Origin of the sequence: Actinomadura montaniterrae (assembly GCF_008923365.1) — a bacterium.
Taxonomy (GTDB): Bacteria; Actinomycetota; Actinomycetes; order Streptosporangiales; family Streptosporangiaceae; genus Spirillospora; species Spirillospora montaniterrae.
The window spans coordinates 1-11,414 of record NZ_WBMR01000274.1; the positions used below are offsets into that span (position 1 = coordinate 1).

General features: G+C 75.7%; 11 protein-coding genes. 5 read left to right on the top strand and 6 right to left on the bottom strand.

The window, feature by feature from the left end:
- Positions 1-290, top strand: a 290-nt coding sequence (locus tag F9B16_RS44900) for a fibronectin type III domain-containing protein (protein ID WP_151546384.1), incomplete at its 5' end; no start/stop codon positions are given.
- 13 nt (positions 291-303) lie between these two features.
- On the opposite strand, the gene F9B16_RS44905 is transcribed toward F9B16_RS44900, so the two are convergent.
- Together F9B16_RS44905 and F9B16_RS44910 are read right to left on the bottom strand one after the other, a co-directional pair.
- Entirely contained in the window at positions 304-1,239 is a 936-nt protein-coding gene (locus F9B16_RS44905; RefSeq protein ID WP_151546385.1) for a threonine ammonia-lyase, read from the bottom strand.
- Complete coding sequence (locus tag F9B16_RS44910) at positions 1,236-1,445, bottom strand: hypothetical protein (protein WP_151546386.1); 210 nt, start codon at positions 1,443-1,445, stop codon at positions 1,236-1,238. The genes F9B16_RS44905 and F9B16_RS44910 overlap by 4 nt, the downstream gene beginning before the upstream one ends.
- Before the next feature lie 18 nt (positions 1,446-1,463).
- On the opposite strand from F9B16_RS44910, the gene F9B16_RS44915 reads away from it, so the two are divergent.
- On the top strand, positions 1,464-2,105 hold the full coding sequence (locus F9B16_RS44915) for a hypothetical protein (RefSeq protein ID WP_151546387.1): 642 nt from the start codon (positions 1,464-1,466) through the stop codon (positions 2,103-2,105).
- Here F9B16_RS44915 and F9B16_RS44920 read toward each other — a convergent pair.
- Genes F9B16_RS44920 through F9B16_RS44935 form a run of 4 tightly spaced genes read right to left on the bottom strand, consistent with a single transcriptional unit; the run spans position 2,083 to position 8,568 of the window.
- Positions 2,083-4,269, bottom strand: coding sequence for a DUF3488 and transglutaminase-like domain-containing protein (locus F9B16_RS44920; protein WP_151546388.1), 2,187 nt, complete (start codon positions 4,267-4,269; stop codon positions 2,083-2,085). The two genes, F9B16_RS44915 and F9B16_RS44920, sit on opposite strands and share 23 nt — an antisense overlap.
- Entirely contained in the window at positions 4,266-5,396 is a 1,131-nt protein-coding gene (locus tag F9B16_RS44925) for a DUF58 domain-containing protein (protein ID WP_151546389.1), read from the bottom strand. Before F9B16_RS44925 ends, F9B16_RS44920 begins: the two co-directional genes overlap by 4 nt.
- Before the next feature lies 1 nt (position 5,397).
- The gene (locus F9B16_RS44930; protein WP_192809310.1) at positions 5,398-6,381 is read right to left on the bottom strand and encodes an AAA family ATPase; all 984 of its coding nucleotides are present in this window, start codon (positions 6,379-6,381) and stop codon (positions 5,398-5,400) included.
- 51 nt (positions 6,382-6,432) lie between these two features.
- Positions 6,433-8,568, bottom strand: coding sequence for a hypothetical protein (locus F9B16_RS44935; protein ID WP_151546390.1), 2,136 nt, complete (start codon positions 8,566-8,568; stop codon positions 6,433-6,435).
- A gap of 501 nt (positions 8,569-9,069) precedes the next feature.
- Between F9B16_RS44935 and F9B16_RS44940 the strand changes: the two genes are divergently transcribed.
- The 3 genes from F9B16_RS44940 to F9B16_RS44950 form a co-directional block, all read left to right on the top strand.
- Positions 9,070-9,816, top strand: coding sequence for a M50 family metallopeptidase (locus tag F9B16_RS44940; RefSeq protein WP_151546391.1), 747 nt, complete (start codon positions 9,070-9,072; stop codon positions 9,814-9,816).
- A gap of 69 nt (positions 9,817-9,885) precedes the next feature.
- Entirely contained in the window at positions 9,886-11,184 is a 1,299-nt protein-coding gene (locus tag F9B16_RS44945) for an SWIM zinc finger family protein (RefSeq protein WP_151546392.1), read from the top strand.
- Positions 11,181-11,414: DUF5691 domain-containing protein (locus F9B16_RS44950; RefSeq protein ID WP_449700265.1), on the top strand; the 234-nt coding region annotated here is incomplete at its 3' end. The genes F9B16_RS44945 and F9B16_RS44950, both read left to right, overlap by 4 nt.

Consider the following 11,414-nt stretch of genomic DNA (forward strand, 5'->3'; position numbering starts at 1 on the left):
CCCGGCCGCGCCACCTGACCGCCCGCGCGGCCGGCCGGACGGCGGTCCTCGCCTGGACGCTGCCGGAGGCGGCGCGCGACCTGCCGCTGCTCGTCCGGCAGCAGCCGGCCGGGACGGCCGCGGTCCAGTCGGCCACGGCGAACTCGCGGTCGTTCACCGTCCCCGGCCTGAAGCCGAAGGTGCGCTACTGCTTCAAGGTCGGCGCGGTAGTGCGGCTGCGGCAGGGCAAGGCCCCGGACGTGGCGTGGTCGCCGGCCGTCTGCGTCCACAAGCCGCGCACCACGCCGTAGGCGGGCCGTCCGGCTACGGACTCCGCAGTGCGTCGGTGTACGTCGGGACGGTGATGTTGCGTCCGGACACGACCACGACCGGCCGCCCGGTGATCTCGGCCTTGCCGGCCAGCACCGCCGCGACGCCCGCCGCGCCCGCGCCCTCGGCGACCAGGCCGTGCTCGGCGAACAGCCAGCGCAGCGCGGTGCGGATCTCCGCGTCGGTGACGGCGGTCAGCGCCGCGTCCGGGCCGATCACCTCCGGCGTCACGCAGCCGGCCTCCAGGTTGCCGGGCAGCCCGTCGGCGAACGTGTCGCCGACCTCCACCTCGACGACCCGCCCGGCCGCGACCGACGCCGACACGCCGCGCGACACGGCCGACTCCACGCCGACGATCCGCACGTCGCCGCGCTCGCGCGCCCACATGCTGAGCCCGGCGAGCAACCCGCCGCCGCCGACCGGCGCGATCACCGTGAGCGGGCCGTCCACCTGCGCGTCCAGCTCCCGGCCGATGGTGCCCTGCCCCGCGATGACCGCCGGGTCGTTGTACGGCGAGACGTAGTGGCCGGGCAGCGTCATCGCGTGCGCCTCGGCCTCGTCGTAGGTGTCGCCGTGCTGGACGAGCCGGACCGGGAACGCCCCGATCCGGTCCACCTTCACCTGGGACGCCCGCGTCGAGACGACCACCGTCACGTCCGCGCCGGACCGCGCCGCCGCGTAGCCCATGCCGAGGCCGTGGTTGCCCGCGCTCGCGGTGACGGCCGGCGTCCCGCCCGGCAGCGCCGCCACGGCGGCGAGCGCGCCGCGCACCTTGAACGAGCCGGTCGGCTGGAACGTCTCCAGCTTCAGCAGCGCGTCCGTTGCGAGGCCGGACGGGACGGCGGGCGTCGGCGCGAGGACCCCGGACACCGCCTCCCAGGCCAGCTCCAGGTCCAGCGAGCCCGGCACGCGGACGTCGCGGGCCGTCACGACCCGCCCCCCGGCGTGCCGTGCCCCGGCGTGCCGTCGCCCGGCGTCTCGTCCAGCCGCTCGTGCAGCCGGCTCCGGATCTCCTCCGGCGTGTAGGCGCGGCGCCGCCGCTCCGAGCGCACGATCACCGCGCCGGTCGCCGCCACGCCGAGGAACCCCGCGATGCCCAGCGCCTTCCACAGGCCGGCCCTTCTCCACCACCGCATGCGGCTACGGTATCGATCATGCCGGGCACGAGCATCTCCCTCGACGAGGCCGCCGACCTGACCCGCACCGGCGACGTGTGGCTGTTCCGCGGCCGGACCGTCGCCGACCGCGCCATCCAGATGACGACGAACAGCCCGGTGAACCACGTCGGCATGTCGCTGGTCATCGACGACCTGCCGCCGCTGATGTGGCACGCCGAGCTCGGCCGCTCGCTGCCGGACCTGTGGGCGGGCGGCCACCAGCGCGGCGCGCAGCTGCACGACCTGCGCGACGCGGTGCTGACGTGGGGCACCCGCTACGGGCAGCGGGCCTGGCTGCGGCAGCTCGACCCGCCGGCGTCGCGGGCGATGGAGGACGCGGCGCTGCGCGCGGTGGCCCGGCTGGACGGCACGCCGTTCCCGTCGACGTCGCGGCTGGCGTCGCGGTGGCTGCGCGGCCGGGTCCCGATCCGCCGCCCGGCCGACCGCGACCCGAACCTGGAGACGGCGTTCTGCGCGGAGATCGTCGCGGTGACGTACCAGGCGATGGGCCTGCTGCCGAAGGGCCGCCGCCCGAACTGGTTCGATCCGGGCCGGTTCTGGAGCGGCGACGACCTGGACCTGGAGTCGGGCGCGGTGCTCGGCGGCGAGATCGCCGTCAGCCTGCCCGCCGCCCGCTAGCCCGGGGGTCGCGGAGCGAGCGCGGGTGCAGCCGGCGGCGGAGCCGGCGCAGCCGCCCGGCCTTCGCGGTGACGAGGCGTCCGAGCTGGTCGGTGTGGTGCCAGGCCCGGTCGGCGGCGCGCGGGTCCGGGCCGGACGCGGCGAAGCGGCTGCGGTTGACGAGGTCGGCGAGCGGGCCGAGGTGGCCGCGCGCGTCCTCGCCGACCTGGGCCGCGCCGAACCCGGCGACCTCGTGCGCGGTGAGCGTCCGGGCGGTGGACAGGCCGACGTCCGCGAGGTGGTCGAGCGCCTGGTGCCAGGCGCCGGTGATGCGGTCGCCGGGCGGGCCGGTCCGGCGGCGCCTGCGGCGCAGCGCGGGCGCGAGCAGGACGGCCATCAGGTAGGCGACGACCAGCGCGGCGGCGGCGATCGACGCGTAGACCCACCAGGGCGTGGGCGTGTCATGGGCGGCGGCGGGCTTCGGCGGCGTCTTCTGCGGCGTCCTGCCCGGTCCGGACCCGCGCGTCCGCGACGCGGCGTTCTTCTGCGCCTGCTCGAGCTTCTTCTCCGTCTCGCCCGCCGCGACCGAGTCGTTGCTCTTCGAGCGGCGCGCGCTGTCGGGCAGCGGGTTGAACCGGATCCAGCCGAGCCCGGCGAACTTGATCTCCGGCCACACCATCACGTCGCCGGACCGGTACTGGACGGTGCCGCCGGACCGGTTCCCGCCGTCGAATCCGACGACGACGCGGGACGGCAGCCCGAGCGTCCGGGCGAGGAGCGCGTACGCGGTAGCGAAGTGCTCGGGCGTGCCACGCCGCCCCTCGCCGAGGAAGTAGTCGAGCTGCCGGTAGCCGTGCCCGGGCGGCGCCGTCACGTCGTACTTGGCGTACCGCTTGAGGTACTCGGCGAGCATCGCGGCCTTCTGGATCGGCGACACCGCGCCCTGCGTCGCCGCCTCCGCGAATCTCCGGAACTCGGCGAGCTGGACGGGCGGCGTCGTCGCGCCCGGTCCCCACGGCAGCCGCCGGTCGGCCCGGGCCTCGGCGTCGTCGGCGACGCCCGCGCCCGCCAGGTCGTCCGCCGACCACTCCGGCACCTCGGACTCGACCGTGTACGTCCGGCCGGAGACCAGCGGTTTCGCGGCGGCGAGCGCGCCGCTGGCCGGGTCGACGACGACGCCGAGGCCGTCGACCTGGCGCGGGCGGTCCGGCGCGGGCACGTACACGCCGGGCAGCGCACCGATGGTGACGCGCTGCGCGACCGCGTGCTCCTTGCGCGGCTTCGGTCCCTCCGGCACCCGGCTCCCGGTCGGGACGAACCGGGCGGAGGACGTCCACGTCACGCCGTCGAAGGTGTCGAGGACGGCGAGCCGCTCGATCTCGTCCCGCTTCGACACCACGGTGAACATCACCTGGTCGGGGCTCAGCAGCCAGCCGCCGACGCGGTCGAGCGGGCTGACGCTGTCGCGCTGCTGCGGCGGCGGAGCCTGCACCTGCTCGCGCGGATCGTAGGGGTCGGCGCTCACCGGCACGACCGGGCCCGCCACCAGCGCCAGCGCGCCGAGCACCGCCGCGACCGGCAGCCCGGACAGCAGCGGCCGCCACGCCGGGCCGGCGTCGGGCCCGTCCGCGCGGACGAGCACCAGCACCGCGATCAGCACGACCGTCGCCGCGGCGAGCGGCAGGTTCGAGCCCGGCCCGTCCACGCCGAGCAGCAGCGCGACCGCCCACACGCCGAGCGGCGGGACGGCCGGCAGCGCCCGCAGCCGCGTCCGCAGCGCGATCTCGGCCGACGCGAACGCCGCGAGCCACACCAGCACGTTCACCAGGACGAGGAACTCCGGCTTCGCCGGCGCGGGCAGCAGCGTCGTCAGGATCGACTTCCACGAACCGAGCACGCCCTCCCGCACCGCCTGCGGGAACGTGCCGTCGCTCAGCGCCGGACGCAACACGGTCACGGCGACCGTGCCCGTCCACGCCGCCACCGTCAGCACCAGCGAGATCCACAGCGGCCACGGCCGCTTCTCCTTGCGCGGCCCCGACAGCAACCCGCACAGCACCGTCGGGACGGCCGCGGCGACCGCCGCGACCGGCGCCACCGGACCGAACCCGAACACGCGCTGGAACGCCAGCCCCGCGACCGCCGACAGGCACGCCGTCACGACCAGGGAGACGTACCGGGTCACCGGACGCCCCCGAGCCGCCGCCACGCCTCCGCCAGCCCGTCCAGATCCGCAACGTCGATCAGGTGGACGCCGGGCGGCACCGGCGTCTCCCGCTCCGGCCGGATCCGCAGCACCACCACCCGGTCGAACCGGCTCCGCACCGCCGCGATCCGCCCCAGCTCCGCACCGTCCCGCGTGATCACCACGAGCGACCCGCCCGCCGGGACGCGCCGCACCGCGTCCGCCGCCGACCGCGGGCCCGGCTCCGCCGCGACGGCGGTCAGCCGGTCGAGCAGCACCTCCACGTCGCCCGGGCCGCCACGGGTGTCCGCCACCGGCCCCGCACCGGTCAGCACCCGCACCGGGAAGCTCGCCGACGCCGCGCCCGCCGCCACCGACGCCGCCGCGTCCACCGCCAGCTCGAAGTCGTCCGGCTCCGGCCACGACTCCGGCCGCGCCTCCAGCACCACCGTCGTCGTCGGCAGGCTCGCGTCCACGAGCTGCCGCACCATCAGCGTCCCCGTCCGCGCCGACGACTTCCAGTGGACGTGCCGCAGCTCGTCCCCGATCACGTACTCGCGCAGCGCGTGGAACGTCGCCGTCCCCGCCGGGGACCGGTCGCTCGTCGGGCCCTCCAGATGGTGCGCGCGGCCCGACGGCAGCAGCGCGAGCGGGACGGTGCGCGGCCGCACCAGCAGCGTCCGCGGCGTCCCGTACTCCCGGACCCGGCGCGCCAGCCGCAGCGGGTCCGCCCGGACGAGCCGCAGCGGCCCCACCGGGATCTCGCCGCGCCGCTCCGTCGGCAGCCGGTACGTCACGCTGCGGCTCCCGCCCGACCGCAGCCGCGGGACGTCCACCGCCACGTCCGTCGAGCCCGCCGCGTCCCGCGCGCTGAGCCCGCGGACGGCGCGGCCCTCGTTCGTCACGTGCAGGACGCCCACCGCCGGCTCGCCGCGCGCCACCCGCACCGGCGCGATGTCCCGGCGGACCGCCAGCTTCGGGCTCGGCAGCGTCCACAGCACAGCGGCCGCCACCGCCGCGAGCCCCGCGACCCCCAGCATCGCCGGCTCCGGATACCCGAGCCACCAGCCCGCCGCGAACAGCGCCGCCGACACGGCCGCCGTCCCCCGCCCCAGCGGCGTCAGCACGTCAGACCCCTGCGGCCTGCGGCGTCGGCACGGAGGCCAGGACCTCCCCGACCACGTCCGCGCCGCCGCGCCCGCGCAGCTCCGCCTCCGGCGTCACGATCAGCCGGTGCGCGATCACCGGCACCGCCAGGGCCTTCACGTCCTCCGGGACGAGGTAGGACCGGCCGGCCGCCGCCGCCCGCACCCGCGCCGCCCGCAGCAGCGCCACGCTCGCCCGCGGGCTCGCGCCGAGCCGCAGGTCAGGGTGGTCGCGGGTCGCCGCGACGACCCGCACCACGTAGTCGTACAGCGGCGCCGCGACGTGCAGCCGCTGCGCGAAGTCGATCATCCGGGCGAGGTCGTCGCGGCCCATCACCGGCGGCAGCCGGTCCAGCAGCGCGCCCGTCGGCGCGCCCGCCAGCAGCGCCACCTCCGCCTGGTGGTCGGGGTACCCCATCGAGATCCGCATCAGGAACCGGTCGAGCTGCGCCTCCGGCAGCGGGTACGTGCCGTCCATGTCGACCGGGTTCTGCGTCGCGATCACCATGAACGGGCGCGGCACCGGATGCGGCGTCCCGTCCACCGTCACCCGGCGCTCCTCCATGACCTCCAGCAGCGCCGACTGCGTCTTCGGCGACCCCCGGTTGATCTCGTCCGCGACCGCCAGGTTCGCGAAGATCGGCCCCGGGTGGAACTCGAACGCGCCCGTCCCCTGGTTGAAGATCGACACGCCGGTGATGTCGCTCGGCAGCAGGTCGGGCGTGAACTGGATGCGCGCCCACTCCGCCTCCACCGACGCCGACATCGCCCGCGCGAGCGTCGTCTTGCCGACGCCCGGCACGTCCTCGACCAGGAGGTGCCCCTCCGACAGCAGGCAGACCAGCGCCAGCTCGACCTTCTCCCGCTTGCCGCGCACGACCCGCTCGACGTTCTGCGCCAGCGCCGCGAACATCTGCGCGAACCGCCCCGCCAGCGCGTCCGCGTCCGCCCCACCGCTCTCGGTCATCGCCCGCTCCCCCGCACGAGAGTCCGACACTGCCGACTCAGCCCTCGGCTGCTAGCACTCATAGAGGCCGTCCGAGGGGTAGCCGCTCTTGGAGGTCGCCACCAAGGTGTCGCTCAGGTATCCGTTGCCGTACTGGGTCTGCACCTGGTCCCACACGTCGCTGGTGGTGTTGCTCTCGGGATCATGGAAGGAGTCGCCGCGTGTCTGACACACCACGGTCATGGTGATGTACACGTTCTGCGGGATCTTCCCGCTCTGTCCCGTGGCGTGCGGCCCGGGCCGGATGATCGTGTTCGTCTGGCCGTTGTTCGTGTTCCTGAGCTGCTTCGTCGGATAGGCCAGATTCACCGTCGTGCTCACCGGGGTCGAGTCGCCCGCCCCGTTGCGGGCGGTCACGCTGATCGTCGATGTCTGGTTGTTGGTGAGGCCGGTGATGGTCTTCGAGGTGCCGGTCGTGGTGACGGTGCCGGACGGGGAGCTGATCACGTAGGTGACGGCGTAGCCGGCGGACTTGCCCCAGGTGAGCTGAGCGCCGTGGTTGACGCCGGTGGCCTGGAGCGCGGTGGGCGGGCCGGGGGCCTGGCAGGCGGTGGCGCCGACCGGGCCGGACGGGCTGAGGGCCGTCCTGCCGTTCTTGCCCTTGTACTCGGCGGCCACCTTGTACTCGTAGGTCTTGTTGCTGCAGGCGAGACCACCGACGGTGAACGTCCCGCCGGGCGCATTGCCGGCGAACTGGGCAGGCGTCGCTCCTTTGACGGGCTGGTCGTTGCCGTCGAGCAGGACGAACCGGCTCACCGGGTAGACGCCCTGCGGCTGCGGTGCGGGCGTGAACCGGATCTTGATGGAGCCGTTGTCGCCGGACGCGATGGGCGTCGGCGGGTCGGGCGCGGTCGGATCCTGCTTCGCGGGCGGTTTCGCGGGCCGTCCGGGCGGCGGGACGGGGTCGCCGCCGCCGTGACCGGGGCCGCCGGCGTTGCGGTTGCCGTTGCCGTTGCCCGGGGCGGCCTTGATGGGGATGGGACGCCGGTTGCCGCCGGGCACGTGGTCGTCGTACTTCTTGATGCGCTTGACCGCGCCGCCGGGGTCGAGGGCGAGGGCGGTGGCGCCGTCCGGGTCGTTCACCCAGAGCATGTGGTCGCGGGTGATGACCTCGATCGTCCCGCCGGGCCGGGTGGCGGTGATCGGGGCCTCCCAGGCGCCCTTGTCGGTGTTGAAGACGAGCAGCCGCCCGGACGTGCGGTCGGGCAGGTAGACGCGGGGGCCGAGGACGTTCGGCGCCTCGAACGCGTGGTGCGGCACGCGCAGCGCGACGGACTCGACGCGGCCGACGCCGGTGTCCAGCAGGTAGAGGGAGCCGCCGGCGCCGAGCATCGGGACGGTCTGGCCGTCGGCGACCGGCGGGACCCGCACGCCGTTCTCGGCCTCCGCGACCGGCGCGGGCAGCGTTACGCGCTGGGTGCCGTCGGGGTGGACGACGAGGGCGGTGGCGGAGGTGCTGTCGACGATGACGGGGGTTCCGGCGGCGATGGTGAGGGAGAGGCGGTCGCCGGCGCGCCCGGCGGTGACGGGCGTGCCCTGCCGGCCGTTCTGGAACGGGACGACCTGGCCGGTCTGCGGGACCGGCACCCACAGGTTCCCGCGGCCGTCGATGCCGGCCTGGCCGAGCGGGGCGGTGAGCGCCGCGGACGGCCCGGCGGGCGCCAGGGTCAGCGGGTCGATCCGCTGGACGGTGCCCTTGACGGAGTCGATGGCGTAGGCGGCGCCGGAGCCGGCGAGGACCTGCAGCGCGGGGCCGCCCGCCGCCCGGCTCGTGGTGATCTTCAGCTGGGACGGGTCGATCCGGCTGACGACGCCGGTGTCGGTGTCGACGAGCAGCACGGTCGTGCCGTCCTGGACGATCTTGATGTGGTGGCCGCGCATCTGCGGGACGACGGCCGCCTTCCCGTCGACCTTGCCGGCCAGCCCGTTGGCGTGCACGACGAGGCCCTTCGCGCCGGCGCTGAGCCAGGCGCCGACGTCGGCGAGCCGGTACCTGGCGCCGGCCGTCCCGACGCCGTAGACGAGCGCGCTCACGCAGAGCACGCCGGCGAGGCCGATCGCGAGCTGCCCGGTCAGCCGGTCGCGCCGGAAATGCCTCAGCACCCCGCGCGGGCGCGCGTCCCGCGCGGGGGATCGATCCCCGCTCAATCCCCGTCACCTCTCGTCGCGCCGGGGCCACCCGCTCCGGAACTCGCGGTGGCACCTTGCGGCCGGCGCCGTCCCCGCCGCGCCGCCGACGGCGCCGGCGGGCGGGGGCCCTGCGCCGGAAGCAAGCCTGGGAACCTCGGCGCGAAGGGCACCATAACGACTGTGCGGGCCACACGATACTGCGATTCGTCACATCTCACCTGGCGAATCGCGATAATGCGGGGGTTACGCGACGTTAGCTGTGACGTGGATCACGATGGCCCGATCGGCAGGTCCAGGCGCGACGAGGACCGGACGGTGACCGTGGAGCCCCGCACGTCGGCGTCGCCGCAGAGCGGGTCCTCGGTCTAGTCACGGGCGGCCCGCGTCTCATTTGGGACGAGTCGCCCGATGTCGGTTCCCGGCGGTCATCGCCGGATCCCGGGCGTCGCGAACCGAACGCGAACGTTATCCCCGACGTCCTAAGGTTGGGCATCCCCGACCGACGACCCCGAGGTGGACGTGGAACACGCAAGCATCGCCGACCTGTGGAACCGCGTGACGGGAACGCAGCCGGACCCCCCGTGGTGGCTGGTCGTCCTCGTCGGCGCCGTCGCCCTCGCCGCGGTGCTGCACGGCCCCACCTGGCGGGTCGCGCGGAACACGGTGACGATCGCGCACGAGGGCGGGCACGCGCTGATCGCCCTCGTCACCGGCCGCAAGCTGGACGGCATCAAGCTGCACTCCGACACCTCCGGCGTCACCGTCTCGCGCGGCAAGCCGCACGGCCCCGGCATGATCTTCACCGCGATGGCCGGGTACACGACGCCGCCGCTGCTCGGCCTGTTCTTCGCGCTGCTGCTCGCCGCCGGCCGCATCACGCTGATGCTCTGGTTCACCCTCGCCCTGCTCGCCGGGATGCTGGTGATGATCCGCAACGCCTACGGCGCGCTGTCGGTCGTCGCGACCGGCGCGGTCGTCTTCCTGGTGTCGTGGTTCGGCAGCGCCGAGGTGCAGGCCGGCTTCGCCTACCTCGCCGCCTGGTTCCTGCTCCTCGCCGCGACCCGGCCGGTGATCGAGCTGCAGCGGATGCGGACCCGGCACATGGCGCCGAGCTCCGACGCCGACCAGCTCGCGCACCTCACCGGCGTCCCGGGCCTGGCCTGGGTCACCCTCTTCGGCGCCACCGCGCTCGTCGCCCTCCTCGCCGGCGGCGCCCTCCTGTTCCCCGACGTCTCCCTCCACCTCCCCACCCTTCCCGGCCGGTGATCCGGCGGCCCGCCCCACCACCCGGAACGTCCCGCTGAGAATGTCGGACGGGGCGGATAGTTTCGGGTTGTGAGCGGTCGATGGGATCGGGGGCGGGTCGCCGCGCTGGCGCCGGACGCGGCGGCCGCGAAGGCGGCCGGCGGCGTCGCCCGGCCGGCCAGGTGGGCCGGGACGGGCTGCGACGGCGAGGCCGTGTGGGGCGAGTGCCAGGGCAGCGGCGCGAGCGTCTACCGGGCGTGCGCCGACCTGGCCGGGCCTGCGTTCCGCTGCTCGTGCCCGAGCCGCAAGATCCCGTGCAAGCACGTCCTCGGGCTGCTGCTCCTGTGGTCGGACGGGGCGGTCGAGGACGGGGCGCGTCCGGGGTGGGTCGCGGAGTGGATCGAGCAGCGGCGCGAGCGGGAGGGGAAGGCGCGCGAGCGCAAGGCGGCGGGGGCGGCGAAGGCGCGCGACCCGAAGACGGTGGAGCGGCGCGAGCGGCGGGTCGAGGACGGTCTCGCCGAGCTCGACCAGTGGCTGCGCGACCAGGTGACGCACGGGCTCGCGCAGGCGGAGAAGGCGCCCTACGGGCTGTGGGACGACGCCGCGCGGCGGCTCGTCGACGCGCAGGCCGGGGCGCTGTCGGGGCAGGTCAGGGCGCTCGCGGCGATTCCCCGGCAGCCGGGCTGGCCGGACCGGCTACTGGAGGAGTACGCGCTGCTGCGGCTGCTGGTCCGGGCGTACCGGCGGCGCGACGAGCTGCCGGAAGGGCTGCGCGACACTGTGCGTTCGAGGGTCGGGTTCACCGTCGCGCAGGACGACGTGCTGCGTGAGGGGGAACACGTCCGGGACCGCTGGTGCGTGACCGGGTCGCGGGACACCGTGCAGGACCAGCTCACCACCCGCCGGGTCTGGCTGCGGGGGAGGGAGAGCGGGCGGCCGGCGCTCGTCCTGTCGTTCGCGGCGCCCGGCGCGACCCTGGACGCGTCGCTGGTCGTCGGCACCGAGGTCGATGCGGAGGTGGCGTTCTACCCGGGCGCCCGGCCGCTGCGGGTGCTGGTCGCCGAACGGCACGGCCCGGCCGTCCCGGCGGCGCCCGGCGGGACGTCCGTCGCGGGGTTCCTGGACGACCACGCCGCGGCGGTGGCGAGCGATCCGTGGCTGGAGCGCTGGCCCGCGACGCTGGAGAAGGTGCGGCTCGCCCGCGAGGACGGCGGCGGCCTGCACGTCGTCGACGAGGCGGGCGACGCGCTGCCGCTGCGGACGGCCGATCCCTGGCGGCTGCTGGCGGTGTCCGGCGGCGGGCCCGTGACGCTCGCCGGGGAGTGGACGCCGGAGGGGCTCCGGCCGCTGACCGCCTGGCAGGCCGACGAGGGGGCGGTGCCGCTGTGAGCGGCTGGAACGAGCACGTCACGGCGGCGCTCCTCGGCACCGAGCGCCGCGACCCGCCCGTCCTGCCCGAGGCGCCGGACGGCCCGGACGCCGACAGGGCGGGCCGGCTGCTGGACCAGGCCGCCCTGCTGGCCGTCGCGCGACGGGCCGGGCGGGTCCCCGGGCGCGGCGCGCCGGAGGTGATCGCCCCGGCGCCCGCCGAGGAGGCTCCGGTCGTGCCCGCCGCGGCG